Origin of the sequence: Pseudomonas sp. WS 5146, assembly GCF_012985495.1 — a bacterium.
In the GTDB taxonomy this organism is placed as follows: Bacteria; Pseudomonadota; Gammaproteobacteria; order Pseudomonadales; family Pseudomonadaceae; genus Aquipseudomonas; species Aquipseudomonas edaphica.
In genome coordinates this window covers 828032-848421 of record NZ_JAAQWL010000001.1, presented here as the reverse complement: position 1 = coordinate 848421, position 20390 = coordinate 828032, and the positions used below count along the sequence as shown (strand labels likewise).

The following is a 20390-nucleotide window of genomic DNA, read 5'->3' as shown; positions in this document are numbered from 1 at the left end:
ATCTTCGCGCCGCTATCTTTGATCCTGTGGCAACACGCCCTCACAGTGCTTGCCGAGCATCACTTCTCAACGGGAGAGTCGAACATGTCCACCCCCATTCCCGCGAGCCATATGGCCTTTATCCGTGCCCGTACCGGGTGCAGCACCGAACTCGGTGCACGCTTGAGCAGTTTGATCGAACCGGGCCGTCAGGCTCAGGGTTGCCTGCAATTCTCGTTGCAGCATTCCCAGGTCGATCCCGATGTATGGCTGGTCTCGGGCTTCTGGAGCAGCGAGCAGGCGATGAGTGCCTACTTCAGTTCCCCTGCCTTGATGCTCTTTACTGAGCTGTTGAACGACATGGTAGTGCGCAGCATGGACTTCCAGACCTTCACCGACGCATCCGCCGCCCATGCTTACGGTGAGTACCTGCAATTGGCCGGTTAGCGGTTAGAATGGCCGACTTTTCATTGGCCAGGACCTGCAACATGGCACGTAAACAATTTGCCCATCACGAAGCCGTTTCTGCATTAGTGCGTGAAGAAGAGGGTGGCTACAGCGCCGCCGTCGCCGTCAAGGCGCTCGATGGCATGGGCGCCCCGCAGTTTCATAAGATCCTGGATGGCCAGACCTTCAAGACCGCCTCCGACGCCGACGATGCAGCGACGCTGCAACTTGAATGTCTGGTTGATGTGGACGAAGACGGTCAGTTGACTTGGGCAACGGCCGCAAGCTGAAGCCGAACACTTTATATCGCTCAACAGAAATCAAATGTGGGAGCCGGGCTTGCCCGCGATAGCGGTTTGCCAGCCAACTCATCAGGTGGCTGACAAACCGCTATCGCGGGCAAGCCCGGCTCCCACAGGGTTCTGTTGTGTGTGTTGGGCAGTATCGGGTCAGCGCGGGCGATACATCTTGAACAACGCCTCCGGCCCCAACTGGAAATAATCCGCCGGGCCACCGCCGCGCAAAATCGGCTCAGCGGCCGCCGTGTCGTAAACCCCATCCTTGAGCAGCCACTTGGCAATGTGCACGGCAACCACCTCACCGAGCACCAGCCAGCTAGGCACCAACCCCTTGTCGGCACGCTGCAGTTGAATGATCTGCGTCACCTTGCATTCAAACGACACCGGGCTTTCGCCCACCCGTGGCACCCCGACGATTTTCGAGGCCACCGGCGTCAGGCCGGATAACTCGAATTCATTCACGTCCGGCGATACGGCCGCGCAGCTCTGGTTCATCTGCTCGGCCAGCGGGCGGGTGGCCAGGTTCCACACGAACTCGCCGGTCTGTTCGATGTTGTTCAGGCTGTCTTTGCGCCCGACACTGGAAAACCCAATGATCGGCGGAATGTAGTTGAACGCGTTGAAGAAACTGTAGGGCGCCAGGTTCAGGCGGCCAGCGGCGTCGTGTGACGAGATCCAGCCAATCGGCCGTGGGCCGACTATGGCATTGAACGGATCATGGGGCAGGCCGTGGCCGTTGGCGGGTTCGTAGAAATGGATATCGTCGGACATGGGCCAGGGTTCCTGCTGCGCGTTGGAGGAGGCTGTCATAGTGCAATCCAGAGCGATGAATTTCCATCGCGCGTATGGAATTTTCATTGATTGCCCACCTATTTTTCACAGCCCCGCGTTCAGTCTGCGCGCCAGGTCGGCACCCCTTTAAGTCGGCTGATTGAAAGACTGAGCTTCGGAGCCTTCTCGCACATGAACAAACTTCCTCAGATCACCCTGGCGTTCTGGGTCATGAAAATCTGCGCAACGACCCTGGGCGAAACCGCCGGGGATTTGCTCTCGATGACCCTTAACGTCGGCTACGCCATCAGCTCGATGATCCTGATCAGCGTGTTTCTCGTCACGCTGCTGACACAGCTCTGGTCGAAAACCTACAACCCGGTGCTGTACTGGATCGTGATCCTGTCCACCAGCACGGCCGGCACCACCATGTCGGACTTTATGGACCGCACGTTGGGCCTGGGCTATGCGGCAGGGTCGATGATCCTGATCGTGATCCTGATGATCATCTTTGCACTGTGGCGCTTGAGCGGCGACTCGCTGAACGTGAACAAGGTCCAGACCTTTCGCGGCGAGCTGTTTTACTGGATGGCGATTCTGTTTTCCAACACCTTGGGCACCGCGTTGGGCGACTTCCTGGCGGACGATTCGGGGTTGGGCTTTGCCGGTGGCGCCTTGCTGATCGGCTCGGCGATTGCGGTGGTGGTCGCACTCAAATACTTCACACAGATATCGTCAGTGCTGCTGTTCTGGGTGGCATTTGTACTGACCCGCCCGTTTGGTGCGACCCTGGGCGATTTTCTGACCAAACCCTCTGAAAAAGGCGGGCTGGATTTCGGCACCGTTGGCTCATCGGCGGTGCTGGCGGCAGTGCTGGTGGTGATGATTGCCGGGGCGGCATATGCGCAGCGTCGGTATGGGCGTAGCGCATTAGCGGACGTTTCCTGAAACCAAATGTGGGAGCGGGCAAGCCAGCTCCCACATTTTTTACCGCGCTAAACCCTTAGTCGGTGGTGATGCGCGAGTGTTTACGGGTGTCTTTCATGGTCACGTAAACCACCAGCGACACCGCGATACACGCGGTCACATACCAGTAGTAACCCGTCTCCATGCCGATGTTCTTGAACCACAGCGCAATCACTTCAGCCGTACCGCCGAAGATCGAAACGGTCAGCGCATACGGCAGGCCCACGCCCAGCGCACGGATCTCGGTTGGGAACAGTTCAGCTTTCACCACCGCGTTGATCGAGGTATAGCCGCTGACGATGATCAGCGCCGCCATGATCAGGAAGAACGCACCCCACCAGCTTTGGATGGTGTGCAGGGTGGTAAGGATTGGCACGGTGAACAGCGTGCCGAGGATGCCGAAGGCGATCAGGATCGGCCGGCGGCCAACCTTGTCCGACAGCCCGCCAACCAGCGGTTGCAGGCACATGAACAGGAACAGTGTGGCGGCCGAAATGGTGGTGGAGTCGGAGATGCTCATGCCCACCGTGTTCACCAGGTATTTCTGCATGTAGGTGGTGTAGGTGTAGAAGGCCAGGGTGCCGCCCATGGTCAGGCCGACCACGGTCATCACTTCCTTGGGGTGACGCATCAAGGTGCGCATTGCGCTTTCCTTGGCTTTTTCCTTTTTGGTGAACGACTCGGTTTCTTCCATGCCACGACGCAGGAACAACGCGACCACTGCGCACAGCGCGCCGATGGCGAACGGGATGCGCCAGCCCCAGGCATACAGCTGCTCGGTGGTCAGGGTTTGTTGCAACACGATCAACACGGCAAGGGCGATGAGCTGGCCGGAGATCAGGGTCACGTACTGGAAGCTGGAGAAGAAACCGCGACGCTCCTTGGTCGCCATCTCACTCAGGTAAGTGGCCGAGGTGCCGTACTCGCCACCGACCGACAGGCCCTGAAGCAAACGTGCAAATACCAGCAGGATCGGCGCGCCGATACCGATGGTGTCGTAGCCCGGCGTCAGCGCGATCAGCAGCGAGCCGAAGCACATCAGCAATACCGAGAACATCAGCGCAGCCTTGCGCCCTTTGTAGTCGGCATACAGGCCCATCAGCCAGCCACCGATCGGGCGCATGATAAAGCCCACGGCAAAGATGGCAGCGGTGTTCATCAACTGAGCGGTGGAGTCACCGGCGGGGAAGAAGGTCTTGGCGAAGTACAGCGAGAAAGCGGCGTAGACGTACCAGTCGTACCATTCGACCATATTGCCGACGGAGCCACTGAAGATCGATTTGATACGGCTGGTAGTGGTGCGCTCTTTAGCCGGCGCAGCCGCCGACCCCAGAGGCAGGGCGTTGGAGTTATCCATTGAAGGATCCTTCATCTAGTTGTTTTTATGGAGCCGCACTAACGCAGCCTGGTTTGGGCTATAGCAGGAGCTGTGCCAAACAGATGAAGGCCCGGAATAGAAGGGTTACAAGATTTTTTTGAGCGGAAAGTCGCTGATGATTATTGGGTGGTGAGCGGAAATCCGCTTATGGCTGCTGGCCTCATCGCAGGCAAGCCAGCTCCCACAGGAATGCGCATTCCAACTGTGGGAGCTGGCTTGCCTGCGATAGCGTCTTCGAAAACGCCATCGAAAATAGCTAAAGAAACATCTCCCGCACCAACCGATGCCGCTGCATCTTTTCATTCAAGGTACGGCGCGGCAGTTGCAGCTCGGCCAACACCGCCTTGATATCGCCTTTGTGCCGCGTCAACGCAGCCTTGAGGCAATGCGCTTCGAACGCTTCCTGTTGCGCCGCCAGGGATTGCCCGGCCTCGACGCCTTCCGGCTCAGGTTCACCCAGGCCCAGCACTTGGCGTTCGGCGACGTTGGCCAGCTCGCGCACATTGCCCGGCCAGTCGTGGCTGAGCAGGCGCCCCAGTTGCGCGCCGCTCAACGGCTCGACGTTGCGGCCCAGGCGCTCGGCGGCGCTTTGGGCGAAGTGGTCGAACAACAGCGGGATATCTTCGCGGCGCTCACGCAACGGCGGCAGGCGCAGTTGTGCGACGTTCAAACGGTACGCCAGGTCTTCGCGAAACCGCCCGGCGCGGGCCTCTTCGAGCAAGTCGGGCTTGGTGGCGGCAATGATGCGCAAGTCCACATGGATACTTTGGTTGGAGCCCAGCCGCTCCAGTTTTTGCTCTTGCAGCACCCGCAACAATTTGACCTGCTGGGCCAGCGGCATGCTTTCGATTTCATCCAGGAACAGCGTGCCGCCGTGGGCATATTCCAGCTTGCCGATGCGCTTGCCCTGGGCGCCGGTGAACGCGCCGCTTTCGTGGCCGAACAGCTCGGCTTCAAACAGCTGCTCGGGGATGGCCGCGCAGTTGAGCGCGACAAACGGCTTTTTTGCCCGTGGGCCAAAATCATGCAGGCAACGGGCGACCAGTTCCTTGCCGCTGCCGGTTTCGCCACGGATCAGCACATTGACCGGCAAGCTGGCCAGGTCCAGCACTTGCCGGCGCAGGGTCTGCAAACCGCGAGACACGCCGAGCAGGCTCGATTCCAGCTGCGCCCGATGGTCGGCCTGTTGATGCAGGCGACGGTTCTCCAGGATCAACCCGCGTTTATCCAAGGCGCGGCGCAGGCTGTTGAGCAGTGCGTCCGGGCTGAAGGGTTTTTCCAGAAAGTCGTAGGCACCGTCGCGCATGGCTTCCACGGCCATCGGTACATCGCCATGGCCGGTGAGCAAAATCACCGGTAAGTCGGCGTCACGCCGCTGCACTTCGGCCAGCAGCTCCAGGCCGCTGAGGCCGGGCATGCGCACGTCGCTCAAAATGACGCCAGGAAAGTCTTTGGGCAGCTGTGCCAGGCATTCTTCGGCGCGACTGAACAACTGCACTTCGAATCCCGACAGGCTCAACCACTGCTCGACGGCGGTGCGAATACTCGCCTCGTCATCCACCACAATCACTGCGTTCAACATAGGTCGGGTGTCTCCAGCGCGATGGGCAAGGTCAGGGTAAATACCGCGCCGTCGCCACGGTTACCGGCGAGCAGGCGCCCACCCAGTTCATGCACGATGGCATAGGACACGGCCAACCCCAAGCCAAGGCCGTCGCCCACGGGTTTGGTGGTGAAAAATGGATCGAACACGCTGTTCAAATGGGCTTCGGCAATCCCGCCGCCGCTGTCGCTGACGCTCAGTTGCCACAGCTGTTGGTCGGCGTGCAGGCGGATTTCCAGGCGTTTGCGCGGTTTGTCGGCCATGGCGTCCAGCGCATTGCGTAGCAGGTTGATCAGCACTTGCTCCAGGCGGATCGCGTCACCGCGCACCCAGGCGGGGCGGCTCAGGTCCAGCACCACACCAATGCTTTCATCGCGCAGGCGGGCGTCGAGCAGGTGCAAGGATTGGTCGACCACCGTGGCCAAATCCAGCCGTTCGCGCAGGCCGCTGGGGCTCTTGCGGGCGAAGGTCTTAAGGTGGCTGGTGAGCGCCGCCATGCGCGTGAGCATGTCGTCCAGCGGGGTGAGCGCCTTATAGGCATCGTCCACGCGGCCGTGATCGAGCAGCAGGCGCAAGGTCGCCAATTGCATGCGCTGGGTGGTCAGCGGCTGATTGATCTCATGGGCGAGGGCAGCGGACATTTGCCCCAAGGCCGCCAGCTTGGCCGACTGCACCAGGCCATCCTGCGCGGTGCGCAACGCCTGGGTGCGTTCTTCGACAAGCTGTTCAAGCTCCTCGCGGCTGCGTTGGCGCAAACGGGCCAGGCGCCAGCGTTGGTTCAGGAACAGCAGCAGGAACACCAGCGCCAGCCATGAACCGGCGGCGGCAAGGCCAGCGTTGCGTTGGTCTTCAAAGGCGAATTGCGGTTTGCGCAGCAAGTGCAAGGTCCAGCCTTCGGCTTTCAGCGGCAGGGATTCCCAGATGTAATTGGCGTTGCCGTCGGGGCCGTTGACACGCATCAGATGGCTGTTTTCGTCAAAACGCTGCAATGTCTGGGTGTCCAGCGGCTGCAGCTGTTTTTTGTCGTATTGGCGAGTTGCCTTGAGTTCGGCAAGGTCGCTCGCCGACAACGGACGCAAGTTGCGGAAACGCCAGCCCGGCTGATTGGCGATAAACACGATGCCACGCTCATCGCTGACCAGCAGCAGGTCATTACCTTGGGCCCATTCGCGCTCAAGTTCGGGGAACTCCAGCTTCACCACCATGGCGCCGAGGAACTGTTCGTGCTCATCGACCACGGCGCTGGAGAGGAAATAACCCGGAATGCCGGTGGTCACCCCCACCGCATAAAAACGCCCGGTTCCCTGGCTCAAGGTCTGGCTGAAATACGGGCGAAACGCGTAGTTGTGCCCGACATAACTGCTGGGCAGGTTCCAGTTGCTGGCGGCCACGGCCAGACCGTTACGGTCCATCAATTCCAGAGTGGAAGACTGCGCGGCACCGTTGATGCGTTCCAGCTTGCGGTTGAGCAAGTCCTGGGTGGCGGTGTCCAGCGGGGCTTTAAGGGCGCTGATCATTTCCGAATCCAGCGCCAGTACGGCGGGCAGGGCACGGTAACGTTCAATCAGGGTATGCAGTGAGTTGGCATAGAGCGCCAGTTGTTGATTGGCGCGAGCGGCGTCATCCACCAAGGCCTGGCGTTCGGCATGGCGGGTGGCCAAGGCGGCGGCCAGCACGGCGCCGGCGATGATCAACAGCGAGTAGAAAGTCAGTCGCAGGGGGCGAGGGATCACGATCATACGGTGATGAACAGGCGCGGTAAGGGGCAAGCACCATAGCATGAGCCGCCGCAAACTTGTGGCACGTGGAATTTCTGTGGGAGCAGGCAAGCCAGCTCCCACATGACCGAGTTCGCCATAAAAAAGGCGACTGGGCCGTGGGGCCGCAGTCGCCTTTTTCCTTGCGGGGAAGTGCTTACTGCACTTCGACCGCCAGGCTTTCACTGATCTTCTTCTGCCAGATGGCAGGACCGGTGATGTGTACGGATTCGCCCTTGCTGTCCACCGCAACGGTGACCGGCATGTCTTTGACGTCGAACTCGTAGATCGCTTCCATGCCCAGTTCGGCAAATGCGACAACGCGCGACTTCTTGATGGCTTGCGCCACCAGGTAAGCAGCGCCGCCCACGGCCATCAGGTACACGGCCTTGTGGTCCTTGATCGCTTCGATCGCAGTCGGGCCGCGCTCGGATTTGCCGATCATGCCCAACAGGCCGGTTTGCTCGAGGATCTGACGGGTGAACTTGTCCATCCGCGTGGCCGTGGTCGGGCCAGCCGGGCCAACCACTTCTTCGCGCACCGGATCAACCGGGCCGACGTAGTAGATGAAGCGACCCTTGAGGTCCACCGGCAGGGTTTCGCCCTTGTTGAGCATCTCGACCATACGCTTGTGAGCTGCGTCGCGGCCGGTGAGCATCTTGCCGTTGAGCAACACGGTTTCGCCCGGCTTCCAGCTTTGTACTTCTTCCGGGGTCAGGGTGTCGAGGTTGACGCGGCGGGCCGACGGGCCGGCTTCCCAGACGATTTCCGGGTAGGCGTCCAGCGGTGGTGCTTCCAGCGACGCCGGGCCTGAACCATCGAGCACAAAGTGTGCATGACGGGTGGCGGCGCAGTTGGGGATCATGCACACCGGCAGCGAGGCTGCGTGGGTCGGGTAGTCCATGATTTTCACGTCGAGCACGGTGGTCAGGCCACCCAGGCCCTGGGCGCCGATGCCCAGTTGGTTGACCTTCTCGAACAGCTCCAGGCGCATCTCTTCGATACGGTTCTGCGGGCCGCGCTTTTTCAGCTCGTGAATGTCGATGGACTCCATCAACACTTCCTTGGCCATTACCGCAGCTTTCTCGGCGGTGCCACCGATGCCGATGCCGAGCATGCCCGGTGGGCACCAGCCGGCGCCCATGGTCGGAACGGTCTTGAGCACCCAGTCGACGATCGAGTCGGACGGGTTGAGCATGGCCATTTTCGACTTGTTCTCGGAACCGCCGCCCTTGGCGGCCACGTCCACTTCCACGGTGTTACCCGGGACGATGGAGTAGTGGATTACGGCCGGAGTGTTGTCCTTGGTGTTTTTACGCGCACCGGCCGGGTCGGCCAGGATGGAAGCACGCAGGACGTTTTCCGGCAGGTTGTAGGCGCGACGCACGCCTTCGTTGATCATGTCGTCCAGGCCCATGGTGGCGCCGTCCCAACGCACGTCCATGCCCACGCGCACGAACACGGTAACAATACCGGTGTCCTGGCAGATCGGGCGATGGCCGGTGGCGCACATGCGCGAGTTGATCAGGATCTGGGCGATGGAGTCACGGGCTGCCGGCGATTCTTCACGCAGGTAGGCTTCGTGCATGGCCTGGATGAAGTCAACGGGGTGGTAGTAGGAAATGAATTGCAGGGCGTCGGCAACGCTCTGAATCAGGTCGTCTTGCTTGATCACGGTCATGAGTCGCGCTCCTCTATAAGGGAACATTCAATAAAGGTGGCTTCAGTGTTGCATCGGTCGGCTGAAACCACCTTTCCAAGGCACGCCACAGTGGTGCAAGGCGCGACGCTAAAAAGGCGCGGCAGTATAACCCGACGCGGTGGCCGATACACCCGACTATGGTCAAACTGTCGCAGGCATGATTCCCTGTGCCGGTCCCTTCTGATTGAGCCTTTATATGCCTGAACTGCACGTCGGCGAACGCCACTGGTCGGTAGCCACCGGCAGCAACCTGCTGGATGCCTTGAATCTGGCGGGTGTGGCTGTGCCCTACAGTTGCCGGGCGGGCAGTTGCCATGCGTGCCTGGTGCGTTGCCGGGGTGAGGTTGTGGATAAGCAGCCCGATGCCCTGAGCCCGGCGCAACGCCAGGACGGTTGGCGTCTGGCCTGCCAGTGTGAAGTTGTCGCAGATTTACAGGTTGAAGCATTTGACCCACTGCACGATGGTTTGCCCGCGCAAGTGGTGGGCGTCGACTGGTTGAGCCCCGAGGTACTGCGCCTGCGCCTGCAACCCGAACGTGGCTTGCGTTATCGGGCCGGGCAACATCTGGTGCTGTGGGCAGGTCAGGTAGCGCGCCCGTATTCGTTGGCCAGCTTGCCGCAGGAAGACCCGTTTTTGGAGTTTCACCTCGATTGCCGCCTGCCCGGCGAATTCAGCGATATTGCTCGGCAATTACAGGTGGGCGACAGCCTGCGCCTCGGCGAATTACGTGGCGGGGCACTGCAATACGATCCTGACTGGCAATCGCGGCCGCTGTGGCTGCTGGCATCCGGCACGGGGCTTGGGCCGTTATGGGGCGTGCTGCGCGAGGCACTGCGCCAGGATCACCAAGGCGCCATCCGCCTGATTCACCTGGCCCATGATGCCGATGGGCATTATCTGGCCGAACCCTTGGCGCAATTGGCCGCGCTGCACGCGAACCTGACTGTGGAGCTGTGGACGGCGGCTGAGTCGGCCCAGGCATTGGCGCAACTGCGGCTTGTTTCGCGGCAAACTCTGGCCTTACTCTGCGGGCACCCCGCCAATGTCGAAGCGTTTTCCAAACGCCTGTTCCTGGCGGGCTTGCCGCGCAATCAACTGCTGGCTGATATGTTCCTGCCGCGTGGTTGAGCGCTGACTTTTCCAGCCGCGAGATTCGCCATGACCGACGCCATCCTGCTGCAACGCGAAGGCGGGCTGCTGACCCTGCAGCTCAATCGCCCCGACAAGAAAAACGCCCTGACCCGCGCCATGTACACCCAACTGGCCGAGGCGTTGGAGCAGGCTGATGCGGACTCAGGTATCCGTGCGGTGCTGATCCAGGGCAGCAATGAGTGTTTTACCGCCGGCAACGACATAGCCGACTTCCTCGAACAGCCGCCCAGTGATCTGGACAGCCCGCCGTTTCACTTCATGAAAAGCCTGCTCAACTGCCGCAAGCCGGTGATCGCGGCGGTGGCGGGTGCGGCGGTCGGCATCGGTACGACCCTGTTGCTGCATTGCGATCTCGTCTATATCAGTCGCGATGCGCGCTTGCGTATGCCTTTCGTCAACCTGGGGCTGTGCCCGGAGTTTGGCTCCAGCCTGATCCTGCCTCGGCTGCTGGGGCATGCGAAAGCGGCTGAACTGTTGCTGTTGGGCGAAGGCTTTACCGGCGAGCAGGCGGCGGCGTGGGGCATTGCTACTGAGGCGATGGGTAGCGGTGAAGCGGCGCTGGTCAAGGCGCGGGAAGTTGCGCAGCGCTTTGAAACCCTGGCGCCGGGAGCGGTGCAGGTCAGCAAACAGTTGATGAAAAGTGTCGACCGTGAACAGTTGCGGCAGGTGATTGAGGTCGAGGGGGCGTTGTTTGTGCAGCGTTTGAAGTCACCGGAGGCGATTGCGGCGTTGTCGGGGTTTATTGCCCGGCGTTGATGACGCCATCGCAGGCAAGCCAGCTCCCACATTGGAATGCGGTCAACTGTGGGAGCTGGCTTGCCTGCGATGAGGCCCTTTAATTCAACAGATCTCCAGGCCTTTAAATACAAAAAGCCCCGCCATTCACATGGCAGGGCTTTTGTTTTTCAGCGTGTCACTCAGAACTGCGGGTCGCCCACGTGCAGGATCTTCATGCCATTGGTGCCACCGGTGGTGTGGTAGCTGTCGCCCTTGGTCAGGATGACCCAGTCGCCTTTCTCTACGACGCCACGCTTGACCAGTTCGTCGATTGCCTTCTGGCTCACTTCGTTAGGGGCCAACGAAGCTGGATCGAACGGAATGGTGTACACGCCACGGAACAACGCTGCGCGGGCCTGGGCTTCGCGGTGCGGGGTGAACGCGTAGATCGGTACCGACGAACGGATACGCGACATGATCAGCGGGGTGTAGCCACTTTCGGTCAGGGCAATGATCGCCTTGACGCCCGGGAAGTGGTTGGCGGTGTACATGGCCGCCAGGGCGATGCTCTGGTCGCAGCTTTCGAACACTTTGCCGATGCGGTGGCTGGAGGTCTTGCTGGTCGGGTGCTTTTCGGCACCGACGCAGATACGCGCCATGGCCTGTACGGCTTCCAGCGGGTAAGGGCCGGCAGCACTTTCAGCCGAGAGCATCACGGCGTCGGTGTAGTCGAGCACGGCGTTGGCCACGTCGGACACTTCGGCACGGGTTGGCATCGGGTTCTGGATCATCGACTCCATCATCTGGGTCGCTACGATCACGGCCTTGTTGTGACGGCGTGCGTGCAGGATGATCTTCTTCTGGATACCGATCAGCTCGGCGTCACCGATTTCCACGCCCAGGTCGCCACGGGCAACCATCACAGCGTCGGATGCATTGATCAGGGCATCGAGGGTTTCGTCATCGGCCACGGCTTCGGCACGTTCGATCTTCGCCACCAGCCAGGCAGTACCGCCGGCTTCGTCGCGCAGCTTACGGGCATATTCCATGTCGGCAGCGTCGCGTGGGAAGGACACGGCGAGGTAGTCCACTTCCATTTCGGCGGCGAGCTTGATGTCGGCCTTGTCTTTCTCAGTCAGGGCCGGCGCCGTCAGGCCACCGCCGCGACGGTTGATGCCTTTGTGATCGGACAACGGGCCACCGATGATCACGGTGCAGTTCAGCTCCGTCGAGGTGGCCGTGTCGACGCGCATCACCACGCGGCCGTCGTCCAGCAGCAGTTCGTCGCCGACGCCGCAGTCCTTGACCAGGTCCGGGTAGTCGATACCGACGACTTCCTGGTTGCCTTCGGTCAGCGAATGGCTGGTGGAGAAGGTGAACTTGTCACCGATCTTCAGCTCAATGCGCTTGTTGGCGAATTTGGCGATACGAATTTTCGGGCCTTGCAGGTCACCCAGCAGTGCCACAAAGCGGCCGTGCTTGGCGGCCAGGTCACGCACCAGCTTGGCGCGAGCCTTGTGCTCGTCCGGGGTGCCGTGGGAGAAGTTCAGACGGGCAACGTCCAAACCAGCCAGAATCAGCTGTTCGAGGACTTCCGGCGAGTTACTGGCCGGGCCAAGGGTGGCGACGATTTTGGTACGACGGACGGACATGCACAGACTCCTGAGTTCAAGCGCTGGGGAAGGCTACTATGCTCTTTGGTTGTAGTCATTGTTCGTTTGCACTACTTATCGAAGATTCGCTTGTTTTCGCTCCAATTGAATAGATGAACATCCTTGAAGATTTTCGACGCGGGGTCGATACACTGCTCAAGACAGGAGAACCCCCATGCGAATTTTGCTCATTGCTGCCCTGGCCGTCAGTGTTGTCGGCTGTACCCGCTGGTCGATGGACCATCATTTGAACAACGCTTACCGCGCCTATGGGGTGGGTGACTGCGAGCGTGTCACCCTGGAGTTGTCCCAGGTAGACCGCGAGAGCCGTACCCGTCGGTATGTGCAACCGGAAGTTTCGATGCTGCGCGGGCAATGCCTGGAGCGCCAGAAGCTGTTCGTCGATGCGGTGCAAACCTACCAGTTCATCATCAATCAGTACCCGTCCAGCGAGTACGCCTATCGTGCCCGTGCTCGGCTCGACACCCTGCAGCAACTGGGCCATTACTCCGGCGCGAGTGTCGCGCAGCCACGGCCCGCATCACTTTGATGATATTTGTCATTCCATAGCTGGCCCGTCGCCAGTCTTAAGCTATTCTTTGAATGTCTGTTTGTACAAGTTTATGTTCAATCGGATGGATTGCTTGGGATTGGCAGTTGTAAGGCGATCAAGCGCACGCTGGATTCGCACCAATTTCCAGGGAGAGCGAACATTCAGTGTTCGTTCCGAATAACTGGCGCGGCCACTGATCTGGCCAATGGATGGCGATTTCATCATGTTTACCGACCGAAGGATTGAGCGGCATCAGCTGTCTGGTTTCTTGAAAGTGTTCAACCGGCTGACGGATAAGCCTATTGGCTACTTGGGGAACGTGTCCGAAGATGGGCTGATGTTGATCAGCCAATTACCCATGATGGTTGACGTGGCGTTTGAACTGCGTTTGAAAATCCCTCTGGCAGACGGTGATTTCCAGGCAATTGACCTCACAGCGATGTGCTTGTGGAGCCACGAAGATGTTAACCCGCAGCACTATGACTCAGGGTTTCGCGTGGTCGAAGCGCCTGAGGCATACGGGCACTTGATAAGTGCCTTGTATCATTACTTCACCTTTGATCCTCTGCAGGCTTCCGCCTAGACGTTGCGCGCTGTCGACCCGGCTCGGACGTGGTTAGCCGAGCTTGTGGTCGTGTGCTTGAGTCATAAAACACCGGCCTTTTTCCAGCCCAGATAGCGCGTCACCAGTGCAGCCCCCAGCCCCGAAGGTGGCGTATCCAGCACCGACAAACCGTGGGCACTCAAGCGCTCATGCAGATCGTTTCTCTTGTTGAGATAGTCGACAGTCCCGCAGTAGGCCAGCGCTTCAGGCAAGGTTTGAACCGGGGCCTGGCGCAGTTGGTCGAGTATGTCTTCGCGCAGGCTGGCGACCAGCACCCGATGTTGCCGGCTGATGCGCTTAACGGCTGCGAGTAACTCCTCATCATCTTCATCGCGAAGATTGGTCACCACGATCACTAATGCCCGACGTTTCTGTCGGGCCAGTAATTGGCTGGCGGCGGCTGCATAATCGGCAGTGCGTCGGGTGGTGTCGAGGTCGTAAACGGCATTGAGTAATACGTTCAGTTGGCCGCTGCCTTTGACGGGTGCCAGGTAGCGTGGCTGGTCACAGGCAAAGGTGCACAGACCCACCGCATCGCCTTGGCGCAAGGCGACGTAACTGAGTAACAGGCAGGCATTGAGGGCGTGGTCGAAGTGAGCGAGCTCCGCGTCCTGGCTGCGCATGCGCCGGCCGCAATCGAGCATGAGCACTATCTGCTGGTCGCGTTCGTCCTGATATTCCCGGGCGATGGGCGTGCGCTGGCGCGCGGTGGCCTTCCAGTCGATCTGTCGCAGGCTGTCGCCTTCGCGAAACTCGCGCAACTGATGAAACTCCAGCCCCAACCCGCGTCGTGGGTGCTGGCGAACCCCTAATTGGCTCAACCAACTGTCCACGCCCAGCAGTTGTGCGCCGTACAAACGGGCAAAGTCAGGGTAGACCCGCGTTGTATCCCGGGCTGCAACAAAACGCCTCGCAGACCACAACCCGAAAGGGCTGGGCAGGTGAATCTCACTGCGACTGAAACTGAAGTGGCCGCGCCGCAAGGGCCGCACTCGATAGCCCAGTTCGCTTCGCTGGCCCGGGAGAAGCTCGATGGACTGCGGCATATTCTCCACGCTCAGGCCGTCAGGTGCGTGGTCAAATACCTGCACGGTCAGCGGCTGCGGGTAGTCATGTTCAAGGGTCAGGCGTACCTCACCCCAGCGGCCCAGGGCCAGGCTGCCGGGCATCTGCCGTTGCACCCGTGGGCAGGGAAGGCGCCGCAGGCGCAGGGCGTCCAGCAGTGCCAATAGAAACAGCGCCAGCAGCAGGCCCCACGCCACTGAATGCAGCGTGTCGGGCACTTTGAGCTGGAGCGCTGTAGCCGCGCCCAAGAGGATGTTCAAACCCGAGAGGACGCCGAGCCAGATCAGCAGCAGACGAGTTGGCTTCATGGTCGGGTCATTGCCGAGGTGCCGAAATCTGGTCCAGCAGTTGCTTGAGCACCTGATCCACTTCCAGCCCGTCAATGTCCAATTCGGGGGCAATACGCACGCGATGGCGCAGCACCGCCAAGGCGCAGCCCTTGATATCGTCCGGGGTAATAAACTCGCCGCCGCGTAGCAAGGCCCGGGCGCGGGCGCCGCGAACCAGGGCGATGGAGGCACGCGGGCCTGCACCGATGGTCAGCCCCGGCCAACTGCGAGTGGCGCGGGCCAGGCGCACGGCGTAGTCGAGTACTTGCTCATCCAGCGGCAGTTCGCTGGCAATTTGCTGCAACTGCAACACGTCCTCTGCCTGCAGCACCGTGCGCAGTGGCTGCACATCCAGCATGTCGGCCCTGGAGGAGCGGGTGACTTCGCGGACCATCTCCAGCTCCTGCTGCGCATCGGGGTAGTCCATGCGTACTTTGAGCATGAACCGGTCCAGCTCGGCCTCGGGCAGGGGGTACGTGCCTTCCTGTTCGATGGGGTTCTGGGTCGCGAGCACCATGAACGGTTGGCCAATGGGCAGCGCTTCGCCCTCGAGGGTGACTTGGCGTTCCTGCATGGCCTCAAGCAGGGCGGCCTGGGTCTTGGCGGGGGCGCGGTTGATTTCATCGGCCAGCAACAGGTGGGTGAACAGCGGCCCCTTGCGCAGCTTGAACTGCTCACTGTGCAGGTCGTACACCGCGTGGCCGGTGACATCGCTGGGCATCAGGTCCGGGGTGAACTGAATACGTGCAAAGTCGCCACCAAAACAGCGTGCCAACGCGCGAACCAACAGGGTTTTGCCTAGGCCCGGTACACCTTCGAGCAGTATGTGGCCACCTGCGATCAATGCGGTCAGCACGTCGTCGATCACCTGGTCCTGGCCAATCACCGCCTTACGCAGTTCAACACGCAGAGCCTGTGCCTGCTGGCTGGCCTTTTGAAGGCTTTCGGCAGTCGGGGCGGTGGCTGATGGAAATTCGCTCATAGGGCATTCCTGAGGGTTTGCAGGCTCGCCACCTGACGGCTGAAATCGGCGCTGGTGAGCCGTTTTGCCGGGAGTGGGTCGAGGGCCTGGCGGATGACGTGGGAGGGTTGGCGCGTCAGGCGTTCGAGGACCTGCCATTGTTCGTCGCTGTCGAGGTGTTCAAAGCCTGGGTGGCGTCGTCGTGCAGCCCGCTGGATATCACGCTGCAAGGCGTGCAGCAGCGTGCCTTGGCCACTGCGGCGCAGCAGGAAGTCGGCACTGGCCTTCAAATGTTCCTGTAACTGGCGACGTGCCTTTGGCGCGGGCGCCTGGGTCGGCCCCTGGCGCATGCCGGCGTGCCAGAGTGCCAGGGCAATCAGTGCGCAGAGCGCCACTAACGCCTGGGGGAAGTTGCGCATTAGCAGGGTGAGCAGATCGTCTACGTCGCTGTTGAACAGCAGTGTTACATCCGTCCCCCGGTTGAGATACCACAACAGCCAGGCGTTATCGTGTTTGCCGATGCCTGGGGTTTTCCACAAGTCGCTGTCGGTTACAACCGTTACGGTGCCTTGACCGAAGTTGCGTTGCATCAAATGGCTGGACTTGCCGCTGTTGGCGGAGAACTGCGCCAGGTGTCTGGGGTCGGTGAGGTTGAAGTCGGTATCGAAGCTGAAATAGGTCGGGGCGGTCTCATTGTCGACGTAGAGCTTGGTCAGGTCCGGTACTTTCTTTTTGCGTGGGGAAGCAGGCTCGTCAAGGCCCTCGCTGAGTGTCTGGTGGAAGCCCAACTGATCCAGCAGCAGGTCGCCGCTTTTACCGGTTTCCTCATCCCAAAGCGCTTCGGCAACCAGCAGCAAATGGCCACCGGATTTTGCCCAGTCCAGCAGTTGCTCAGCCTGGCGCGGGGTCATGTTGCTGCGCTCGCCCAGCAATACCAGGCTATGCCCCTTGGCTGGCTGGTCGGCCAGGTGCTCAAGGCTGTTGGCGTGTTCCACGGCCAGGCCCTGCTGGCGCAGGAAGTATTCAGCCGCCAGGTAGGGGTTGGCGATGGCTTGTGGCGATGGGCCGCGATCGACTATTTCGTCGTAGGGGATCGCCTTGTGCCAAACATAAAGCCCACCTGCTCCAAGCACACAGGCCAGCAGCAGGCCGACCCACAGCATGGGGCGGTTCATTGGGCGGCTCCCGTACTGAACAGGGCGCGCCAATCGCGGCACAGTTGCTGTTGTACCAAAGCCGGCGGCAGGCGGTGGCCATAGGCGAGGTTTTGCCAGTGGTGTGTCAGTGCATCACTGAAGGCCAGCAGTTGTGGCTGTTGCAGTTGGTGGATGCGCTCCAGGACCTGGCCTTCGGTATCGGCGCTTTTCAGGGGCAGGTTGAAGTCGTGCAGCAGTCGGTTGAGCAGGCCGCGATACAGCAGGCCGAGAGCTTCCCTGGGGTGGGTGGACCACAGCTGTTCGGCGGTGCTGGCAATGTCGTCAGGCAAGGTCTCGCTGCCCAACGCCAGGCCGAACAATTGTGCAGGGGCCGCTTTGGCGGTTTTGGCTTTGGCTGGCCCGCGTCGACTGACGAAGGTGTGCAGCCACTCCCGATAGCGCCAGACAACTAGCGCGAGGCCAGTCGCCAGCAGGCCCCAGAGCAGTACCTCCAGGCCGAGGGCGGCGTTTTTGAAGGTATTGCTGTTGAATCCGTCCAGTAGCGCCTGAAGCCAGGCCGGAAGTTTACCGTCACCCTTTACCTTGTGTTGCGCGGCGTTTTTTTCGTCGCCAAAACGGTAGCGAGTGACGGTTTCCGGGTGCTTGAACGGGGGGCTGTCCAGCAGCGCCTTGATCGATTGGCTGGCGGCCTGGGTGGTGACTTGTTTGGCCGGTCCGGGCTCGTCCGCCATGACGGGGCGGCTGAATGGCACGAGCATCAGCCCAGCCACCAGCAGCAACGTTGCGACGCTGCTCAGGCGTTGGCGTAATCGGCGGAACACCAGTTCAAGGTCCCAGGCTTCCAGCACGGTGCGGCGGTTGAGGTACAGGCTGAAGCCGCAAGCGACATAAATGGGCTCCCAGAACACCAGAATCAGTGCGTAGAAGGCGTTACTCAAATGCTCCAGCCACAACCCTTCCGAGCCGCTTGCCAGTGCCAGCCGTTGCCAGTCCCAATCGAGTTCCAGTTGCTGCGGGATGAACAGGTAAAACAGTGCCATGCAACCGAACCACAGGCCGATTTCCATATGCACGCCAATGGTGGTCAGCCAGCGTGCGGCGCCGGCGTTGCGTTGCAGCAGCACCCCCAGGCGTATTTGACGGGCATTGCCATCCAGGCCTTCAAGCTGGCTCACCGGCATCACAAAGCTGCGGCTCAGGCTCAGTCGCCTCCAGGTCAGGCTGGCCAGCAGTTGGCCTTTGAGCAGGCGCGGCCACTGGCGCACAGCCTGCTTGAGGCTGGGTGTCTCGCCAAACAAGGCCTTGGAGAGGATGTACAGTGGCAAGCGGTCAAAGGCCGGTTTTAACCACCAGAACACAAACATGGCCATGGACGGGTATCGCCACAGCAGCACGGTCAGCAAAATGAATATCGGCAACGTCACCATTGCCCAACTGCTCATTAACAGCAGTCGATGTTCCTGGGCCATCAGTACGCCCAGGTCCATGGCTTCCCAGGAGGTGCGGGGCCGAATTACCACGCTGGCCTCACTCAGGCGCATGGTGAGTACGTCCAGCAAGCGTGAGGTAGGCGGCAACCAGCAGCCACAGCCCGGCGCCCGTTGAGTATTTGATCCAGGGCGTGATCGTGGTGGAGGAAGACCAATAGGCTTCAATAAACGCCGCGATCAGCAGCAATAGCATGACGCCGCAAAGCATCCGCACGCTTGTGCGTGCCGCCAGCCGCAGGGATTCGCCGCGAGTCAGGTGCCCGGGAGCAATCACCGCCCAGCCCAATTGCAAGCCTGCCGCCCCGGCCAGGGCGATGGCCGTGAGTTCGAAAGCACCGTGGCCGATGACAAACGACCAGAAGGTCTGGCCATAGCCGATCTCGGTGAGGTGGCCGGAGATGGCGCCGATGATCAGGCCGTTGAAAATCAGAAAGAACACGCTGCCCAAACCAAATAGCAAACCGGCGGCAAAGGTCTGGAAGGCAATCCCGATGTTGTGCATCACGTAGTAGCCGAACATCATCCAGTCTTCACTGGAAGCGCGGTCGGCGGCACGCCCCAGGTGGCCAGCATCCGGGTCATACATGCTGTGCATTTCGGCGACCTGCGCGGGGCTCACGATGCTGTAGATAAGGTCTGGAAACAGGTAGACCAGCAACGCAACGCCCACCAGGCTGCCGAAGAACAGCACGCCGGCGATTAACACGAAACGCCATTGTTCGCGCACCAGGCGCGGGAAGCCCGCCAGGATGAAACCCAGTACATTCGCGCCCAATTGGCTGCGGTGGCGATACAACTGCTGGTGGCCCCGCAACGCCAGTTGTTGCAGGGGATCTATCAGATAGCTGCTGTAGCCACGCTCCTGGGCCAGGGCGAGGTGCTGGCACAGGCGTCGATAATGGTGGGGGAAGTCAGACATATCGCTGGCCTTGGCCTTGCCTTGCTCCAACTGTATGAGTTGTGCGGTGAAGGCTTGCCACTGCGGCTGATGGCGGCTCTCGAACAGGCTCTGCTTCATGCTGGCCCCACTAAGCCGCGCGCCACGCCATTGAGTTGTTCTACCGCGCGAGCCGGCGATACGTGTAACGGCGTTGCCAGGATGGACGCCAGTTCGTGCACCCGATCGGCGGACAACTCACTTTGGCGTTCAGCGAAACCCAGTATGGCGCGTTGTTCGCTCAGCTCCAGCGTGAAGGGCAGGCGCAGGGCGGCGGCTTGAGGCACCTTGGGGCGCGCCAGTGGCTGTTCGCGGTAGACCACCAGGGTGCCCGCAGCGAGGTCGCCGAGCCGTTTGAAGTGAGGGTGTTGCAGGCAACTGATGGCGCCGAGGAAGTAGCCCAAAGGCAGCATGTCGACAAAGCGCAGCAGGTTGCGGATGAGTGAAGCTGGCCAGCCAATGGGTGTGCCGTCGTCCTGAATGACGCGCAAGCCCATGACCTGCTTGCCCGGAGAGCAGCCCTGGTTAAGGACTTCGAACAGCACCATGTACCACCAACTGATCAGGAACAGCAGCAGCGAGCCCAAGCCAATACCGATATTGCCAAGCAACGCCAGCGGCACGAGCAGGATACCCATGATCAGGCCGCGCAGTCCCAGGTCGAAAGCAAAAGCCAGTGCGCGTGGCATCAGGCCGGCCGGGCGCAAGGGCAAGTCTATGCCCTCGGGGGTCTCGATCGGGTAGTGGGTATCCAATGGAACTGATGGCATCGCGATCCTTGGCAGTGCGGGCGGCTTGAAGACACGGATGCTAGCAGTGTCGACGGTGGAAGCAACCTTTCAAGGTTTTGCTGGATGTTTGTACAGTAAT

At 60.7% G+C, this 20390-nt stretch carries 19 protein-coding genes; 7 read left to right on the top strand and 12 right to left on the bottom strand.

Going from position 1 to position 20390, the window contains the following annotated elements:
• Positions 1–84 precede the first annotated feature (84 nt).
• Together HBO41_RS03880 and HBO41_RS03875 are read left to right on the top strand one after the other, a co-directional pair.
• A complete protein-coding gene (locus HBO41_RS03880) occupies positions 85–426 on the top strand; it encodes an antibiotic biosynthesis monooxygenase family protein (protein WP_017139773.1) in 342 nt (113 codons plus the stop codon).
• Between the two features lie 8 nt (positions 427–434).
• A complete protein-coding gene (locus HBO41_RS03875; RefSeq protein WP_169985173.1) occupies positions 435–716 on the top strand; it encodes a hypothetical protein in 282 nt (93 codons plus the stop codon).
• Between the two features lie 159 nt (positions 717–875).
• Here the strand turns inward: HBO41_RS03875 and HBO41_RS03870 are convergent, their stop codons facing one another.
• Complete coding sequence (locus HBO41_RS03870) at positions 876–1496, bottom strand: flavin reductase family protein (RefSeq protein WP_169985171.1); 621 nt, start codon at positions 1494–1496, stop codon at positions 876–878.
• Between the two features lie 192 nt (positions 1497–1688).
• Between HBO41_RS03870 and HBO41_RS03865 the strand changes: the two genes are divergently transcribed.
• Positions 1689–2444, top strand: a complete 756-nt coding sequence (locus HBO41_RS03865) for a hypothetical protein (RefSeq protein ID WP_169985169.1) — start codon at positions 1689–1691, stop codon at positions 2442–2444.
• A gap of 55 nt (positions 2445–2499) precedes the next feature.
• Here the strand turns inward: HBO41_RS03865 and HBO41_RS03860 are convergent, their stop codons facing one another.
• The 4 genes from HBO41_RS03860 to HBO41_RS03845 form a co-directional block, all read right to left on the bottom strand.
• Positions 2500–3819, bottom strand: a complete 1320-nt coding sequence (locus HBO41_RS03860; RefSeq protein ID WP_017139777.1) for an MFS transporter — start codon at positions 3817–3819, stop codon at positions 2500–2502.
• A gap of 277 nt (positions 3820–4096) precedes the next feature.
• Positions 4097–5422, bottom strand: a complete 1326-nt coding sequence (locus HBO41_RS03855; RefSeq protein ID WP_169985167.1) for a sigma-54 dependent transcriptional regulator — start codon at positions 5420–5422, stop codon at positions 4097–4099.
• A complete protein-coding gene (locus HBO41_RS03850) occupies positions 5416–7182 on the bottom strand; it encodes an ATP-binding protein (RefSeq protein WP_169985164.1) in 1767 nt (588 codons plus the stop codon). Before HBO41_RS03850 ends, HBO41_RS03855 begins: the two co-directional genes overlap by 7 nt.
• Before the next feature lie 175 nt (positions 7183–7357).
• A complete protein-coding gene (locus HBO41_RS03845; protein WP_010208051.1) occupies positions 7358–8881 on the bottom strand; it encodes a fumarate hydratase in 1524 nt (507 codons plus the stop codon).
• A gap of 217 nt (positions 8882–9098) precedes the next feature.
• Here HBO41_RS03845 and HBO41_RS03840 point away from each other — a divergent pair, with 217 nt between their 5' ends.
• Together HBO41_RS03840 and HBO41_RS03835 are read left to right on the top strand one after the other, a co-directional pair.
• On the top strand, positions 9099–10031 hold the full coding sequence (locus tag HBO41_RS03840) for an iron-sulfur-binding ferredoxin reductase (RefSeq protein WP_169985162.1): 933 nt from the start codon (positions 9099–9101) through the stop codon (positions 10029–10031).
• 30 nt (positions 10032–10061) lie between these two features.
• Positions 10062–10811 (top strand): enoyl-CoA hydratase-related protein, encoded by a 750-nt coding sequence (locus HBO41_RS03835; RefSeq protein ID WP_099549379.1) that lies wholly within the window; start codon positions 10062–10064, stop codon positions 10809–10811.
• A gap of 161 nt (positions 10812–10972) precedes the next feature.
• Here the strand turns inward: HBO41_RS03835 and pyk are convergent, their stop codons facing one another.
• Complete coding sequence (pyk, locus tag HBO41_RS03830; RefSeq protein ID WP_017139781.1) at positions 10973–12424, bottom strand: pyruvate kinase; 1452 nt, start codon at positions 12422–12424, stop codon at positions 10973–10975.
• Positions 12425–12599: 175 nt separating this feature from the next.
• Between pyk and HBO41_RS03825 the strand changes: the two genes are divergently transcribed.
• Together HBO41_RS03825 and HBO41_RS03820 are read left to right on the top strand one after the other, a co-directional pair.
• A complete protein-coding gene (locus HBO41_RS03825) occupies positions 12600–12974 on the top strand; it encodes a tol-pal system YbgF family protein (RefSeq protein ID WP_017139782.1) in 375 nt (124 codons plus the stop codon).
• 226 nt (positions 12975–13200) lie between these two features.
• Entirely contained in the window at positions 13201–13560 is a 360-nt protein-coding gene (locus HBO41_RS03820; protein WP_026013902.1) for a PilZ domain-containing protein, read from the top strand.
• Between the two features lie 62 nt (positions 13561–13622).
• On the opposite strand, the gene HBO41_RS03815 is transcribed toward HBO41_RS03820, so the two are convergent.
• The 6 genes from HBO41_RS03815 to HBO41_RS03790 are packed head-to-tail and all read right to left on the bottom strand — an operon-like array spanning position 13623 to position 20290.
• On the bottom strand, positions 13623–14954 hold the full coding sequence (locus HBO41_RS03815) for a DUF58 domain-containing protein (RefSeq protein ID WP_169985160.1): 1332 nt from the start codon (positions 14952–14954) through the stop codon (positions 13623–13625).
• Positions 14955–14961: 7 nt separating this feature from the next.
• Complete coding sequence (locus HBO41_RS03810; protein WP_169985157.1) at positions 14962–15957, bottom strand: MoxR family ATPase; 996 nt, start codon at positions 15955–15957, stop codon at positions 14962–14964.
• Entirely contained in the window at positions 15954–17111 is a 1158-nt protein-coding gene (locus tag HBO41_RS03805; protein WP_169985155.1) for a DUF4350 domain-containing protein, read from the bottom strand. The genes HBO41_RS03810 and HBO41_RS03805 overlap by 4 nt, the downstream gene beginning before the upstream one ends.
• Entirely contained in the window at positions 17108–18634 is a 1527-nt protein-coding gene (locus HBO41_RS03800) for a DUF4129 domain-containing protein (protein WP_169985153.1), read from the bottom strand. The genes HBO41_RS03805 and HBO41_RS03800 overlap by 4 nt, the downstream gene beginning before the upstream one ends.
• The gene (locus tag HBO41_RS03795; protein WP_017139788.1) at positions 18621–19601 is read right to left on the bottom strand and encodes a stage II sporulation protein M; all 981 of its coding nucleotides are present in this window, start codon (positions 19599–19601) and stop codon (positions 18621–18623) included. Before HBO41_RS03795 ends, HBO41_RS03800 begins: the two co-directional genes overlap by 14 nt.
• On the bottom strand, positions 19598–20290 hold the full coding sequence (locus HBO41_RS03790; protein WP_017139789.1) for an RDD family protein: 693 nt from the start codon (positions 20288–20290) through the stop codon (positions 19598–19600). The genes HBO41_RS03795 and HBO41_RS03790 overlap by 4 nt, the downstream gene beginning before the upstream one ends.
• Positions 20291–20390 lie beyond the last annotated feature (100 nt).